The sequence below is a fragment of the Sphingopyxis sp. PET50 genome, from assembly GCF_025244705.1.
Taxonomy (GTDB): domain Bacteria; phylum Pseudomonadota; class Alphaproteobacteria; order Sphingomonadales; family Sphingomonadaceae; genus Sphingopyxis.
Genome location: NZ_CP104207.1, coordinates 1,720,157 through 1,734,559 on the forward strand (window position 1 = coordinate 1,720,157; position 14,403 = coordinate 1,734,559).

Genomic DNA, 14,403 nt, shown 5'->3' on the forward strand with positions numbered 1-14,403 from the left:
CTTCGCTCGCAATGACGAGGACAGCAATGCAGGAGGATAATCCCCGAACGCGTTCAGGGCGGCGATCAATGAGCGCAGGCGGTGCATGACACTGGCGGCTTGCGCAAACGCCGTGGCCCGGACAAGAGACGGACATGGCCATTCTTTCCGACCGCTGGATTCGCGACGCCGCGCTCAATCAGGGCATGATCGAACCTTTCGTCGAGGCGCAGCGCCGCGACGGGTGCATCAGCTATGGCCTCTCCTCCTATGGCTATGACGCGCGCGTCGCGCCCGAGTTCAAGATCTTCACCAACATCGACAGCACCATGGTCGATCCCAAGGATTTCGACCCCAAGAATTTCGTCGACCGCGAAACCGACGTCTGCATCATCCCGCCGAACAGCTTCGCCTTGGCGCGCACGGTCGAATATTTCCGCATCCCGCGCGACGTGCTCGTCATCTGCCTCGGCAAGTCGACCTATGCGCGCTGCGGCATCATCGTGAACGTGACCCCGCTCGAGCCCGGCTGGGAGGGCCATGTGACGCTGGAGTTTTCGAACACCACCCCCCTGCCCGCGAAAATCTATGCCAATGAGGGCGCGTGCCAGTTCCTGTTCCTGCAGGGCAACGAGCCGTGCGAGACGAGCTACGCCGACCGCGCGGGCAAATATATGGGGCAGAAGGGCGTGACGCTGCCGAAGCTGTAACGGGCGCCGTCATTGCGAGGAGCCGAAGGCGACGCGGCAATCCAGAGTAGGCACAGGCCGCCCTGGATTGCTTCGCTACGCTCGCAATGACGGCGTGGGAAAACTCGCCGGTTGCGCTCCAATCAAAAATTGATAACGTTCTCATACATCATAAACGAGGATGCCATTATGAAATTCGGGCCGGTCCTGCTGGCGCTTGCGGCGCTGTTTTCGTCCACCGCGGCCCGCGCCGAAGGTTTTCTGAAAGTCCAAGGGACGCGGATCGTCGACGACAGCGGCCAGCCGGTCATCCTGCGCGGCATGGGGCTCGGCGGGTGGATGCTGCAGGAAGGCTATATGCTGAAGCTCGGCGAGGTCGGGCAGCAGCACCGCATTCGCGCCAGGCTCGCCGAACTGGTCGGCGAGGAACGGACGGCGGAGTTTTATCGCACCTGGCTCGACAACCACACGACCGAGGCCGACATCGCGCAGATGGCGGCATGGGGCTTCAACTCGGTGCGCCTGCCGATCCATTTCGACCAGTTGACCCTGCCCGCCGACAAAGAACCGATGCCCGGCCGGGACACCTGGCACGAGGAAGGTTTCCAGCGCATCGACCGGCTGCTCGAATGGTGCCGGAAGCACCGGCTGTATCTCATTCTCGATCTGCACGCCGCCCCCGGCGGCCAAGGCAATGACCTCGCCATCTCCGACCGCGATCCCGCCAAGCCTTCGCTGTGGGAGAGCGCGGAGAATCAGCGCAAGACGGTCGCGCTGTGGACCCGGCTCGCCGCGCGCTACAAGGATGAACCTTGGATCGGCGGCTACGACCTGATCAACGAGCCCAACTGGAGCTTCGCGACGCCAGGCAAGGGCAATGGCTGCAACGAGACCGAGAACACGGCGGTCTGGGATCTGCAACGGCGGATCACCGACGCGATCCGCAGCGTCGATACCCATCACATCGTGATCGTCGAGGGCAATTGCTGGGGCAATAACTACAAGGGCCTGCCGTGCGGCGTGGGACGCCAATATGGTGCTGAGTTTCCACAAATATTGGAACCGCAACAATGCGGCGAGCATCGCCGACATTGTGGCGCTGCGTTCGCGCTACAACCGGCCCGTGTGGCTCGGCGAGTCGGGCGAGAACAGCAATGTCTGGTATCGCGATGCCATCGCGCTGGTCGAGGGCGAAGGCATCGGCTGGAATTTTTGGCCGCTGAAGAAGATCGGCTTCAACCAGCCGCTGGAGATCGTCGCGGGCGACGGCTGGACGAGGATCGTCGACTGGGCGACCGGCAAGGGGCCGAAGCCCAATCCCGACGCGGCCTTCGCCGCGATGATGCGGCTGGCGGAGAACAGCCGTTTCGACCGCAACATTCCCAAGCCCGACGTAATCGACGCGATGGTCCGCCAGCCGCACGATCCGGCGCCCCGCCCCTTCGTCGCCCGTCGGCTGGAGACCGCGCCGCTGACGATCCGCGCCGCCGATTATGACCTCGGCCCGGCGGGGATCGCCTATCAGGATGCGGTCGATGCCAATTACCATGTGGCGACCGGCGGCGAACGCACCCCGTGGAACAACGGCGCCACCTGGCGCAACGACGGCGTCGATATCGGCCGCGATGCCGACGATGCCCCCTATGTCCGCGATTTCGTGACGGGTGAATGGATGCGCTACAGCCTCGACGCCGCGACGGACGGGCGGTGGGCGGTGACGATCCGCGCCCGGTCGGCCAAGGGCGGCACGATTGCCCTGGCCGACAGAAAAGTCGCGGTGCCGCGCGGGCGGCGACTGGCAGTCCATCACCCTGCCCGCTATCAGCCTGCGGCCAGGTATGGAGGCCCTCACCTTGCGCGCGGTCGCCTGCGACGATTGCGAAATCAGCGACTTGACCCTGACCCCCGTTCCTTGACCGGGTCGCGCCCTTTCCGCCCATTCGTGTCCCGACCTGCCCGGCCGGGCGCCGGAACCTCCCCGCGTCCCGCGCGTCCTGTTCGCATAAGCGGACGGGGCGCCGAATGGAGGATGACCCATGTCCATGATCGCCGTTTTTGCCGGCCGCCTGTTCATCGCCGTGATTTTCGTCGTGTCGGGGATCAACAAGCTGATCCATGTCACCGACACCAGCGCCATGATCTCCGCCGCAGGCCTGCCCGGCGGGCTGGCGATCCCGACCGGATTGTTCGAGCTGATCGCAGGCGTGTGCATCGCCCTGGGCATCGCGACGCGGCTGATTTCGATCCTGCTCGCGGGCTTCGTGCTGCTCACCATCCTCTTCTTCCACCGCGATTTCACCGACCCGGTGCAGGCGATGGCGGCGATGAAGAATCTGGCGATCGCGGGCGGGTTGCTCTGCCTGTTCGGCTATGGCCATACGCGCTGGAGCTATGACGCGCTGCGCCAGCGGCGACGCGACGAACTGGCGCGGCACGATGCCGAGGCGCGGCTGACCGAGGCCGAGCTGCGCGCCGCGCGCGCCGAGGGCCGCGCCGAAGCGGCCGGCGCCCCGGTGGCGGTGGCCAAGCGCCCCTTCTGGAGGCGCTGACGCTTCACGCTTGGCAAGCCCGCGCGCCTGCGCTAGCCTCCACTTAACGTTTACGTAAAGGGAGGATGCCGCCATGGCCCGCGATCTCGATATCGTCGTCTATGGCGCGACCGGCTTCACCGGCCGTCTCGTCGCCGAATATCTTGCAACGCACTACAAGAACCGCAAGGACGCGCCGAAATGGGCGATGGCGGGGCGCAGCCTCGCCAAGCTTGCCGAAGTGCGCGACCTGATCGGCGCGCCGCCGGAAACCCCGCTGATCGTCGCCGATGCGAGCGACCCGGCGAGCCTCGACAAGATGGCGGCGGATACCGAGGTCGTGCTGACCACCGTCGGCCCCTACCAGCTTTACGGCAGCGATCTCGTCGCCGCCTGCGTCAAGGCGGGGACCGCCTATGCCGACCTGTGCGGCGAGCCCGGCTGGATGCGCGAGATGATCGACGAACATCAGGAGGCGGCCAAGGCGTCGGGCGCGCGCATCACCTTTTCCTGCGGCTTCGATTCGATCCCCTTCGACCTCGGCGTGCTGTTCCTGCAGGCCGAGGCGGTGAAGCGCCACGGCAAGCCCGCGCCGCGCGTCAAGGGCCGGGTGCGCAAGATGGCGGGCGGCGCGTCGGGCGGCACGATCGCCAGCCTGACTGAGACGCTGAAGGCCGTCGCGAAAAAGCCGTCGCTGGCGCTGCTGCTCAAATCCAGCTTCGCGCTCACCCCCGGTTTCGATGGGCCGTCACAGCCGACCGGGTTGATTCCGGAATATGACGCCGCGACCGGGACCTGGACCGCGCCCTTCGTGATGGCGCCGATCAACACCAAGAATGTCCACCGCACCAATTTCCTGCTCGGCCACCCGTGGGGCGCCGACCTGATCTATGACGAGATGGTGATGACGACGATCGGCGACGCGGGCAAGGCGATGGCCGAAGCGATGGCGAAGGCCAACCCCTTCGGCGAATCCAAGCTGAAGCCCGGCGAAGGGCCGAGCAAGGAAGAGCGCGAGAACGGCTTTTACGACATCCTCTTCATCGGCGAATATCCCGACGGGACGAGCATCCGCGCCAGCGTGCAGGGCGACCGCGATCCCGGTTACGGCTCGACGTCGAAGATGCTGGCCGAAACCGGCATGGCGCTGCTCGCGAACAAGGGCGCGGGCGGGATCTGGACGCCCGGCGCGCTGCTCGGGCAGGCGCTGATCGACCGGCTGACGGCGAATGCCGGGCTGACTTTCCAGATCGAAGACTAACCTCTCTTCCGTTCGTGCTGAGCTTGTCGAGCACCGTTCTTCTTCGCACCAAGGGAAGGGCGGCCCTTCGACAAGCTCAGGGCGAACGGTATTCATTGAAACGGCCAATATGACATCGAACTCTCCCAGTGCTTTAGACACCCTCCTTGCCACGCTGCGCACCGAAGAGGGCGTGGCGATAGCGCATATCGACGACGGCTGGATGCAGGGCCGCACCGCCTATGGCGGGATCAGCTCGGCGGTCGCGCTCGCCGGGGCGATGGCGCTCCACCCGACCGAAACTCCGCTGCGCTATGCGCAGATCAGCTTCGTCGGCCCGGTCGGCGGCGATTGCACGGTAAACACGCGCGTGCTGCGCCGGTCGAAATCGTCGCTGTTCGTCGATGCCGGAGTGTCGAGCGATCAGGGGTTCGGCACCGCGGCGGTGTTCGCCTTTTCGGGCGACCGGCAGAGCCATCTCGACCATAACCGCCTGACCATGCCCGACGCGCCCGCGCCCGAAACGCTGGAGCCCGTTCCCGACCACAAGGTCCGCCCCAGCTTCACGCGCCATTTCGACATGCGCCCGACCACCGGCCCGCGCTTCGACTGGAAGAGCGATGTCGGCGACTATCTGACCTGGGTGCGCTTCGTCGAGGAACCCGCGTGCCACCCCGCGGTCGCGCTGCTCGCGATGGGCGACGCGCTGCCGCCCGCGGCGATGGCGCTGTTCACCCAGTTCGGCCCGATCAGCTCGATGAACTGGACGGTCAACATGCTGACCGGCACACCCGAAACCGACGACGGCTGGTGGCTGTTGTCGGCGAAGACGGGCTATGCGCGCGGCGGTTTTTCGGTGCAGGACATGATGATCTGGAACCGCGCCGGCGAGCCGGTGGTGAGCGGCAGCCAGGGGATCGCGATTTACGCTTGAATCACCGTCGCCCCCGCGAAGGCGGGGGCCGCTGGCAACATTCGATAACCTCGGGGCGTAAACCGATTGCGGCCCCCGCCTTCGCGGGGGCGACGATCAAATCGGTAGCACGATCGCCGCATCCAGCCCCGGCGCATCGCTGCGGTTCTCGATCACCAGCCGCCCGCCCTCGCCCTCCGCCAGCGCGTTGGCGATCGCGAGGCCCAGCCCCGCGCCGCCGGTGGCGCGGTTGCGCGAGGCTTCGCCGCGCGCGAAGGGTTCGACGAGGTCGGCGATCCGCGCCGGATCGATTCCGGGACCGGCGTCGCGCACGATCAGCCACAATTCGCCGCCGCGCCTTTCGGCGATCAGCGTCGCCTCACCCGCATAGGCCAGCGCATTGTCGATCAGGTTGCGCAGCGCGCGGCGCACCAGCAGCGGACGGCCGGAAAGCGGCGGCAGCGGCGGCGGCGCATCGGGCCCGGCCACCGGCTTACCCATCGCGCGATAGTCCTCGCCGAGCTGCGCGAGCAGCGCCGCCGCATCATAATCCTCCACCGCCTCCTTGCCCGCCCCGCTGCGCGCGACCGCGAGGATATCGGTCAGCATCGCGGTCATCTCGTCGATCGTCGCGATCATCTTGTCGCGCAGATTTTCGTCGTCGACCGCCTCGACGCGCACGCGCAGGCTGGCGAGCGGCGTGCGCAGATCATGCCCGACGGCGCCGAGCATCCGGTCCTTGTCGGCCAGCATCGTCCCGATCCGCGCGCGCGAAGCGTTGAAGGCGCTGATCACGTCGCGCACGTCGGAGGGCCCTTCCTCGAGCAGCGGCGGACCGTCGCCCATCGGGTCGCGGCGCACCGCCTGCGTCAGTGTGCGCAGCGGCTGCGCCGCGCGCCACGCGATCAGCAGGATCGGCGCAAGGATCAGCACGTAAAGCAGCAATGTCTGCCAGATCAGAAAGCCCTGCAGCTTTTTGCCTTCGGCGGGCAGCCAGCTGCGCACTACGACGTAGCGCGCGCCGATCCTGGCCGAGACGATCGCCGTCCGCGCCGGGCCGCGCATCCGCTCCATCTTGTGCCGCTGCGGCAGCACCCAGGCCTGGACCTGTTCGGCGTCGAGCCCCGCCTGTTCGAGCTGCGCCGCGACATGCGTCGCCAGATCGGCATCGGCCTTCGCGCGCGGCGGCGGGTCGAACGGCGTATCGCGGACCTGCAGGCGCGGGCGGCGCTTCCCCGGCTCGTCATCGTCGGGATCGACCACCGCGCCCCGCCGGTCGCGGTCGAGCGCGTCGATGATCCGCGCCACCGCCATGCCGCCGCCATTGGCATAGGCCTGCTGCCGCTGTCCGCGGGCGAGCAAGGTGTAGTTGATCGCCTGCGCGACGAACAGCGCCACCGCGACCGCGAGCACGAGCTGGCCGACGAGGCTGCGGGGCCAGAGCCGCAATGTCACGCCGCGCCGCCCAGCCGCCTGACCTCACAGGCGAGCGTGTAGCCGCCGCCCCACACGGTCTTCACCAGTTGCGGATGCGCGGGATCCTCCTCGATCTTCTTGCGCAGCCGGCTGATCAGATTGTCGATCGCGCGGTCGAATATGTCGGCCTCGCGCCCGCGCACCAGGTCGAGCAGCCGGTCGCGGCTCATCACCTGGCGCGGGTGGCGCACCAGCGCGTGGAGCAGATGATATTCGCCCGAGGAGAGCGACACCTCTTCGCCGGCTTCGTCCACGAGCACCCGCTCGACCTCGCGCAGCACCCACGGCCCGAAGGCGAAGGCGGTGCCGCCGGGGTCGAGCGCCCGCCCGCCCGCCTGCGTCCGGCGCAGCACGGTGCGGATGCGCGCGACCAGTTCGCGCGGGTTGAAGGGTTTGACGACATAATCGTCGGCGCCGATCTCCAGCCCGATGATCCGCTCGGTATCCTCGGCGCGCGCGGTCAGCAGGATGACGGGAATGCTGCTCGTCTCGCGCAGGTGACGGGTCAACGACAGGCCGTCCTCGCCAGGCATCATGATGTCGCTGACGACGAGGTCGATGCTCTGTGCGCGCAGCACCGAGCGCGCTTCGGCGGCGCTCGCCGCATCGGTCACGGCAAAGCCCTGCGCGCTCAGATAGTCGGCCAGCGGTTCGCGGATCGACGGTTCGTCGTCGATCAGCAATATGCGCGGCGCATCGCTGTCGGTCATTCAGGCTCGATCCTGCAAATAGTTCGCCCACCGGCCGTATCGGCCGGTGGGCGATAGCTGGCAGGGACCGGCGGCAAAGGCAATGCCAGGGAGGGGAAAGGGCCTGCTCCTGCCGCCGGTCCGCCGCCGATTATTCGCCCGCTGGGGCGGCCTGCGCCGCACCGCGCTTGGCGCGCCATTCGCCGGCCTTCGCCTTCCACGCGTCGCGCTGCGCCTTGCGTTCCTCGGCGGTCACCTGACCGTCCTTGTTCGCATCGGCCGCGTCGAAGCGCGCGAGCGCCGCAGTCTGGAATTCGGCGGCGCTGATCGCCTTGTCGCCGTCGGTGTCGGCCTTCATCATCATGCCGCCACGCATGCCGTGGTGGCCGCCGCGCCTGCCGTGATGGCCGCGCAGGCCGGGACCGCGCTTGCCGGGCTCACCCGCTTCGGCGCGTTTCTCCAGGCGCTCGGTGCGCTTCGCCTGGCGGTCGGCCGACGCCTGGTCCCATTCGGCCTTGCTGACATTGCCGTCCTTGTCGGCGTCGAGGCGTTCGAAGGCCTTCGCCTGCATTTCGGCGCGCTTGGCGGCGCGGTCGGCGGCATCAAGCTTGCCGTCGCCGTTGGCGTCCAGCTTGGCGAACATCGCGGTGGCCTTCGCCTGCGCCTCGGCGCGGGTCGCGGGCGCATTGCCGTCGGCACCGGGGGCGGCGAGAACGGGCACGGCGACCAGCGCGGCACCCAGCGTCAAAAACGAAATCTTCTTCTTCACGTAACGAACTCCTTCGTCGGGGAGCCGAAGGGGGTCGGCTCTCGATGCAAGCCTTCTAGGGGCGACTTGTCCCAGCGGCGTGCCGCTTTGATGAAAAATTGTCGCAAATTGTCGCAAAGATGGCGCGCAGTTCATGCGAAGGCAAGAAAAGCGGGGGTTTCGAGGGGCCGAAACGAGTAAGCCCCGTCGCATTTCTGCGGCGGGGCTCCCTTGGTTCCGTCCGAAGACAGGAACCTGTTTCCACTCTCACTTTCGATCAAGCAGGTGGATGAAACGCCGCGGGTCCGCTTGGGTCCCCGGCGGCGCGATTTTTTCTACACGACCTTCTTCGCCGCGAACGCGCCCATGATCACGAACAGCGCGGCCAGGGCAAGTCCGACGAAGAACAGGATCTTGGCGATACCCGCCGAAGCGCCGGCAATGCCGCCAAAGCCGAGGACCGCGGCGAGCAGCGCGATCACCGCGAAGATCAAAGCCCATTTGAACATCGGAAATCTCCTCAACGAAAAGCACCGGGTGAGCGCGCGGCCCCGATCTCCGAAACAGCGCGCGAACGCCGCCGCCGGAGAGAAACGACCCATCGCCGCGCCTCGACAATCTGGATAATGAGTGCCTGGAATAAACGGCGGGCGCCGATGAAGGTTCCCGTGGTAGCAAAGTCGGAAGGGGGCTGGAGCGGTAGCGGGAAACACGCCTCTAACATTATGATTTGAAACGGAAAAAATTTATCCGATTTTGATCAAAACCTGGCCCCGGTTGCAGCCCCCAGACGAATTTTTGGCTCGAGTTTGATCCCAAAAGAGGGAATCTGAGACCTCTTAAACACCAGTGATTCGTCTTGGACAAGCCATTTGTTGGACCTACTTTGGGCAAGCTTGGCCGTTCGCGGACTGGCGGCTTTTGGAACCGCAGACGTAGAAGCGGACGTCGCGATCACCTAATGCTCGCGCGGGTCATCAAGTTTTGCAGGAACCTGAGATCCTAGGTTTGATGATGCAGCGTCCGGCTAATCGTCAATCCCTCTTTGAAAGCCTGAGCAGCAACGGTCAGATCCAGAAATATGCGTGTTTCACTCATGCCAAATAGCTGAAGCGCGATTCTGACCTTGGTCTTACTCCCATGTGGAACCATAAAAATGGAAGATGTTTGGATCGGTTCCTCACCGGCACAATGCAGCGTCATAAGGCTATCCTGCGCCTGTGTGCGCGCATTCATGAAGGCTGTGTCGAGCAAGAGCGGACGTGTGTCCGCCGTCAGCGCCAATGGCACAGATTTGAGGTTGTGATTTAAGGAGGATTTGGGCTTCGTCGTAGTGACGAAGGAACGAAGATGAAGCCCAAATCCTCCTTAAAAAAATCGCCGCCCAAGGCTCCCGCGGAGCGGGTGGTGAAGGACATCCGGCGTGCGACGCGTCGGCACTTCTCGGCCGAAGACAAGATCCGGATCGTGCTGGAAGGCTTGCGCGGCGAGGACAGCATTGCCGAGCTGTGCCGCAAGGAAGGGATCGCCCAGAGCCTGTATTACACCTGGTCGAAGGAGTTCATGGAGGCCGGCAAGCGGCGCCTCGCCGGAGACACCGCCCGCGCTGCGACCACCGGCGAAGTGCATGACCTACGCCGCGAGGCCCGAGCCCTGAAGGAATGCGTTGCCGACCTGACCTTGGAAAACCGCCTGCTCAAAAAAAGCATGATCGCGGATGGGGGCGACGACGAATGAGGTATCCGGCATCCGAGAAGCTCGAGATCATCCGGATCGTCGAGCAGTCGCACCTGCCCGCCAAGCGCACGCTGGACCAGCTGGGCATCCCTCGCCGGACCTTCTACCGCTGGTATGATCGCTTCGTCGAAGGCGGGCCGGAGGCGCTGGAAGATCGACCATCGGCGCCGAGCCGGGTGTGGAACCGCATCGGCGACGATATCCAGCAGCAGATCGTCGAGATGGCGCTGGATTACAGCGAACTGTCACCGCGCGAACTGGCGGTGCGCTTCACCGACGAGAAGCGCTACTTCGTGTCGGAAGCCACGGTTTACCGTCTGTTGAAGGCCCATGATCTGATCACCAGCCCGGCCTATATCGTGATCAAGGCCGCCGATCAGTTCCACACCAAGACCACGCGGGTGAACGAAATGTGGCAGACCGACTTCACCTACTTCAAGATCATCGGGTGGGGCTGGATGTACCTGTCGACCGTGCTCGACGACTTCTCACGCTACATCATCGCCTGGAAGCTGTGCACCAACATGCGGGCCGAGGATGTCACCGACACGCTGGACCTCGCGCTCGAGGCCTCGGGTTGCGACAGCGCAACGGTGCTGCACAAGCCTCGGCTGCTGTCGGATAATGGCCCGAGCTACATCGCGGGTGAACTGGCGGAATATATCGAGGCCCGGAAGATGAGCCATGTGCGCGGCGCTCCGATGCATCCCCAGACTCAGGGCAAGATCGAGCGCTGGCATCAGACCCTCAAGAATCGCATCCTGCTCGAAAATTACTTCCTGCCCGGTGACCTTGAGGCTCAGATCGAAGCGTTCGTCGAGCATTATAACCACCGACGTTACCACGAGAGCCTGAACAACGTGACGCCCGCCGACGCCTACTTCGGCAGGGCCGATGCCATCGTCAAACAGCGCGAAAGGATCAAACGGAAGACCATCGAACATCGGCGCTTGCTGCACCGCAAGATCGCCGCTTAATATCAACCCCAGGACGAGGCCCGCACTCCGCTAATTTACGCCGCGAGTTGTGCCAAATGTTCTGACGACGGACAGTTTGATGCAGGAGAAACGCGGCATCGTTGTTCTCACCCTCAGCAATATAGAACTTTGCCCCCTTCAGCCCGCTCGCTGCCTTGGGAAACCACAAATCAAAATACTGCCGTGCTTCCTTATATGCGTCTTCGGGTGACAGCGGCTTGGGCGTGTCGAACTCCGAATTATCGAGCTGATAGAGCGCGATCCCGTCGCGCACGATATCTATGAAGAACGGGCGCCCGCGCGACAGCTGCTGGTTCACATCTTTCATGCTGTGCACGATCAGCCCAACCTCGGCGGAGAGGCGCTTGGTAACGGCATAATCGCGCAGGAACTGGTCCTCGGCCTTGTACCAATAATCGACCGGGTCAGTGAGGCGATCGTCGTTGACGACGACGAGGATATCGTAATCCGAATAATAGCCGCCCTTGGGGTCGGAGACCCAGTCCCCCCGCGCATAGCTGCCGTAGAGAATGACCTTCAGGATGCGCCCCTGCTTCTTCCACTTTTGCGTGGCGAGCGCCGTCGCATCCTCGAACTCGGCGAAGAGGATTTCAACGATGCGCGCCAACTCCGCACGCTTGCTATCGGGAAGATGATCAAGGTCAGTACGCATATCGTTGCTCTACCCTGAAAGGCGTCGGGCCGGATGGCAAGCACGATCCGGTCCGACAGGGATTAAGTCCAAGGCCAGACCAGGCTGGGAAAGCGGGCATGAAGACAGCGCGTCCACGTGGACAGCGCGCGAGCAAAATCATGCATCACCTGTTCGGTCGTGACGCCGTGACGGGCCGCAAGCTCTTCATAGCTCGCGTCATCGAACCGTACCGAAAGGAAGATGTCGGCCTGACGCGCGGTCATCTTGTTCAGAGCTATCGCGAACCGGCGCTCGGCTTCCTCGATGGTCACGTCGCCGAAACCTCTCCGGCTGCGGCCGCGCCTGTCCTTCTCTTCCTCGGCCATTTCCCTTCTCCTTCAAACCCACCGCGGCCCGGCCCGGAGGGGCGGGGTGGGCGGCAGGAGGGAGTCGGCGGCCCCGCGACATCGGTCGGGCCGCATCCGAAGGACCGGAACAAGGTGAAGGACCCGCGGAACGCGGGTTGCGGCACGTCCGGGCGGGGCCAAGGCGAGTGACGCCCACTCCGCTCCACCGAGCCGGATGCAACGCCGCCGCGAAGCGGCGACCGCCCGCGCGCCGGAGGCGCCCTCCCAACGACTCGAAAGACCTCGCGCCGCTGGCGGCGCGGCATCCCCGGCGCGACCGTCCCGGGCGGTCTCATTTTCGCTGCGGCTCAGCCTCCTGAGACGGTGTGAGAATATATATTTGACGGGCGCTTCTGCTGCACGGTGCAGCGCCCCGCTCCCGGACGCCGCATGGCACCGCACCACGCGCCAATGCCGCAAGTTTCATGGATTTGACGATTGGCAGCGGATGCCCATTCTCGGTTCGCACAGGTGCAATCCACCTCGTCATATGGAGAATGAAATCATGGCATCGCAGCCCATCGACCGCTTTCTTCGTCTCAATGCCGTACTCGACCGCACCGGCCTCAGCCGGGCGACGCTCTACAGAAAGATCGCGGCTAAGCACCTTTCCTCCACAGCACAAGATCGCCGAGCGCTGCTGCGGCTGGCGCGAATCCGAAATCAACATCTGGCTCCGCAGCCCGGTCTCGTTCACCGTCGATGATATGTCACCCCGTCAGGGTTTAGCGAACGGAACACGGCGCTGAACACGGCGCAGCGCTAACGGCGTCCGCGAGATCGACGCCATCCCGACGTGCAATTGATCTGCTCCAACCCCGAAGCTCGGCCGTATCATCGGGCTGCGAGCTGGCAATGCTGCCTCCTCGTCACGATCGTTGTCATTTCTCAGCTCGTCGAGATAGTCGGACCACCATTGCGCCATGGCGACCCGTTCTTCCCAATGCGCGCCACGATGATAGGCCGCGCGAACGCGATTGTTGTCACCATGGGCAAGCGCCCGTTCGATCGCGTCATAGGACCATTTGCCGGACTCGTTGAGCAATGTGCTGGCCATCGCCCGAAATCCGTGGGCCGTCATTTCGTTGCTGCTGTATCCCATCCTTCGAAGCGCAGCGTTGAGGGTGTTGTCGGACATTGGCCGCTTCCTCGACCACAAAGACGGGAATATGTAGCTCCAAGGCTTGGTTATCTCCCGAATTTGCTCGACAAGCGCCACTGACTGTCGTGACAGCGGCACATGATGCGGCTTACGCATCTTCGTCTTCTCGGCAGGAATGGTCCAGACGCGGGCTTCAAGATCGAACTCTTCCCACTGGGCGCTGCGCAACTCCCCCGGACGCACGAAAACATGCGGCGCCAGCTTCAACGCCCAATCTGTCATTCCCTGACTCTTATAGCCATCGATGGCGCGCAAGAGCGCCCCGACCTTGCTCGCTTCCGTGATCGCGCCATAATGGGTGACGGTGGGGTTGATGAGCGCGCCGCGTAAATCCCGCGTCGGGTCCGAGCGCAACCGGGCTGTCGCGACGGCGTAGCGGAATACCGAGCCAGCCAATTGCATGGTCCGGCGCGCGCTTTCGAGTTTGCCTTTCGCCTCGATCTTCCTGACCGCGGCCAGAACATCGATGGGCTCGATCTCCTGGATCGGCATCTTCCCAATGCTGTTGTCGAGGAGGCTGAGCAGATATTCGCACCGCTTCGCGGTCGATGGCGCCCATGCCTTGTCACCATCGCGTCGGCGCTTGTCACAATATTCTCGCGAAATGTCGGTGAAGCTGTTTCCCGCAGCGGCATAGGCGCGAAGTTTGTTGCGCTTCTTTTCATACGCGGGATCGATGCCTTTCGTGAGCATGTTCCGCGCCTCGTCGCGCTGATTGCGGGCCTCGCGGAGCGAGACGCGCGGATATTCTCCGAAGCTCAGCTTCTTCTCGCGACCCTCGAATCGGTATTTCATTTTCCAATGTTTGCCGCCGGACGGCGTGATCTGGATGTAGAGCCCTTGGCTATCGGCCATCTTGTAGGGCTTTTCCCGCGACTGGGCGTTGCGGACAGCGGAATCGGTCAGTGGCATCTCTGGCTCTCCCGTTCGAGGCCTCCAATTTGAAACGAAACGACCGTCGAATCGTCCCCGATAGGGGCCCCATTTTTCGGGAGTCACCATGAGATACAGTGACACGCGACGAGCCGATAAATGGCAGAATACTGCCATTTTTCCGATTTTGTAAATGGTGTGAGATGCCCTGGAACAGGTTTCTGGAGCGGGTAGCGGGAATCGAACCCGCCTAGCTAGCTTGGAAGGCTAGAGCATTACCACTATGCTATACCCGCTCGCTCCAAGGCTGGCGGCGATTGCCATCTTGGCTGAGCCGCCGTCAAGCGCGGC

General features: G+C 64.2%; 15 protein-coding genes and 1 tRNA gene. 7 read left to right on the forward strand and 9 right to left on the reverse strand.

The genetic code is table 11. From position 1 onward, the window contains the following. Positions 1-134: 134 nt before the first annotated feature. The 5 genes from dcd to N0A20_RS09015 all read left to right on the forward strand — a co-directional run bounded on the left by dcd (position 135) and on the right by N0A20_RS09015 (position 5,370). Positions 135-689, forward strand: coding sequence for a dCTP deaminase (gene dcd, locus N0A20_RS08995; protein WP_260583567.1), 555 nt, complete (start codon positions 135-137; stop codon positions 687-689). Between the two features lie 168 nt (positions 690-857). Beyond that, positions 858-2,165 (forward strand): glycoside hydrolase family 5 protein, encoded by a 1,308-nt coding sequence (locus N0A20_RS09000; protein WP_260583568.1) that lies wholly within the window; start codon positions 858-860, stop codon positions 2,163-2,165. Between the two features lie 539 nt (positions 2,166-2,704). Continuing rightward, a complete protein-coding gene (locus tag N0A20_RS09005; protein WP_260583569.1) occupies positions 2,705-3,217 on the forward strand; it encodes a DoxX family protein in 513 nt (170 codons plus the stop codon). Between the two features lie 73 nt (positions 3,218-3,290). After that, entirely contained in the window at positions 3,291-4,457 is a 1,167-nt protein-coding gene (locus N0A20_RS09010) for a saccharopine dehydrogenase family protein (RefSeq protein WP_260583570.1), read from the forward strand. A gap of 172 nt (positions 4,458-4,629) precedes the next feature. Continuing rightward, positions 4,630-5,370 (forward strand): acyl-CoA thioesterase, encoded by a 741-nt coding sequence (locus N0A20_RS09015; RefSeq protein ID WP_260583572.1) that lies wholly within the window; start codon positions 4,630-4,632, stop codon positions 5,368-5,370. Positions 5,371-5,466: 96 nt separating this feature from the next. Here N0A20_RS09015 and N0A20_RS09020 read toward each other — a convergent pair whose 3' ends face one another. The 5 genes from N0A20_RS09020 to N0A20_RS09040 form a co-directional block, all read right to left on the reverse strand. After that, complete coding sequence (locus N0A20_RS09020) at positions 5,467-6,804, reverse strand: sensor histidine kinase (RefSeq protein WP_260583574.1); 1,338 nt, start codon at positions 6,802-6,804, stop codon at positions 5,467-5,469. Next, positions 6,801-7,535, reverse strand: coding sequence for a response regulator (locus tag N0A20_RS09025; RefSeq protein ID WP_260583576.1), 735 nt, complete (start codon positions 7,533-7,535; stop codon positions 6,801-6,803). Before N0A20_RS09025 ends, N0A20_RS09020 begins: the two co-directional genes overlap by 4 nt. Before the next feature lie 130 nt (positions 7,536-7,665). Beyond that, positions 7,666-8,283: an EF-hand domain-containing protein gene (locus tag N0A20_RS09030; protein ID WP_260583578.1), complete on the reverse strand. Its 618-nt coding sequence runs from the start codon at positions 8,281-8,283 to the stop codon at positions 7,666-7,668. A 314-nt stretch (positions 8,284-8,597) separates the two neighbouring features. Further along, positions 8,598-8,771 carry a DUF1328 domain-containing protein gene (locus tag N0A20_RS09035; protein WP_260583581.1) on the reverse strand — a complete coding sequence of 58 codons (174 nt, stop codon included), beginning with the start codon at positions 8,769-8,771 and terminating at the stop codon, positions 8,598-8,600. Positions 8,772-9,264: 493 nt separating this feature from the next. After that, positions 9,265-9,546: a hypothetical protein gene (locus N0A20_RS09040; RefSeq protein ID WP_260583582.1), complete on the reverse strand. Its 282-nt coding sequence runs from the start codon at positions 9,544-9,546 to the stop codon at positions 9,265-9,267. Between the two features lie 66 nt (positions 9,547-9,612). Here N0A20_RS09040 and N0A20_RS09045 point away from each other — a divergent pair. After that, a protein-coding gene (locus N0A20_RS09045) for an IS3 family transposase (protein ID WP_260581021.1) occupies positions 9,613-10,976 on the forward strand; the annotation gives its coding sequence in 2 pieces (ribosomal slippage) (positions 9,613-9,960 and positions 9,963-10,976; 1,362 coding nt in all). Here N0A20_RS09045 and N0A20_RS09050 read toward each other — a convergent pair. Continuing rightward, positions 10,921-11,649: a nucleotidyltransferase domain-containing protein gene (locus tag N0A20_RS09050; RefSeq protein ID WP_260583583.1), complete on the reverse strand. Its 729-nt coding sequence runs from the start codon at positions 11,647-11,649 to the stop codon at positions 10,921-10,923. The two genes, N0A20_RS09045 and N0A20_RS09050, sit on opposite strands and share 56 nt — an antisense overlap. 62 nt (positions 11,650-11,711) lie before the next feature. Beyond that, positions 11,712-11,996: a sigma-70 region 4 domain-containing protein gene (locus N0A20_RS09055; RefSeq protein ID WP_260583585.1), complete on the reverse strand. Its 285-nt coding sequence runs from the start codon at positions 11,994-11,996 to the stop codon at positions 11,712-11,714. 563 nt (positions 11,997-12,559) lie between these two features. On the opposite strand from N0A20_RS09055, the gene N0A20_RS09060 reads away from it, so the two are divergent. Next, positions 12,560-12,766: a helix-turn-helix transcriptional regulator gene (locus N0A20_RS09060; RefSeq protein ID WP_409574781.1), complete on the forward strand. Its 207-nt coding sequence runs from the start codon at positions 12,560-12,562 to the stop codon at positions 12,764-12,766. Here N0A20_RS09060 and N0A20_RS09065 read toward each other — a convergent pair. Continuing rightward, complete coding sequence (locus N0A20_RS09065; protein WP_260583587.1) at positions 12,736-14,091, reverse strand: tyrosine-type recombinase/integrase; 1,356 nt, start codon at positions 14,089-14,091, stop codon at positions 12,736-12,738. The two genes, N0A20_RS09060 and N0A20_RS09065, sit on opposite strands and share 31 nt — an antisense overlap. Before the next feature lie 183 nt (positions 14,092-14,274). After that, positions 14,275-14,348: transfer RNA gene (locus N0A20_RS09070), tRNA-Gly, on the reverse strand. Positions 14,349-14,403: the final 55 nt, after the last annotated feature.

What these genes read in the sequence shown, in the direction of transcription:
- N0A20_RS09010 (WP_260583570.1), top strand. Translation starts at nt 3,291, where the DNA reads ATGGCCCGCGATCTCGATATCGTCGTCTATGGCGCGACCGGCTTCACC.
- N0A20_RS09000 (WP_260583568.1), top strand. Translation starts at nt 858, where the DNA reads ATGAAATTCGGGCCGGTCCTGCTGGCGCTTGCGGCGCTGTTTTCGTCC.
- dcd (WP_260583567.1), top strand. Translation starts at nt 135, where the DNA reads ATGGCCATTCTTTCCGACCGCTGGATTCGCGACGCCGCGCTCAATCAG.
- N0A20_RS09005 (WP_260583569.1), top strand. Translation starts at nt 2,705, where the DNA reads ATGTCCATGATCGCCGTTTTTGCCGGCCGCCTGTTCATCGCCGTGATT.
- N0A20_RS09060 (WP_409574781.1), top strand. Translation starts at nt 12,560, where the DNA reads ATGCCGTACTCGACCGCACCGGCCTCAGCCGGGCGACGCTCTACAGAA.
- N0A20_RS09055 (WP_260583585.1), bottom strand. Translation starts at nt 11,996, where the DNA reads ATGGCCGAGGAAGAGAAGGACAGGCGCGGCCGCAGCCGGAGAGGTTTC.
- N0A20_RS09035 (WP_260583581.1), bottom strand. Translation starts at nt 8,771, where the DNA reads ATGTTCAAATGGGCTTTGATCTTCGCGGTGATCGCGCTGCTCGCCGCG.
- N0A20_RS09050 (WP_260583583.1), bottom strand. Translation starts at nt 11,649, where the DNA reads ATGCGTACTGACCTTGATCATCTTCCCGATAGCAAGCGTGCGGAGTTG.
- N0A20_RS09025 (WP_260583576.1), bottom strand. Translation starts at nt 7,535, where the DNA reads ATGACCGACAGCGATGCGCCGCGCATATTGCTGATCGACGACGAACCG.
- N0A20_RS09065 (WP_260583587.1), bottom strand. Translation starts at nt 14,091, where the DNA reads ATGCCACTGACCGATTCCGCTGTCCGCAACGCCCAGTCGCGGGAAAAG.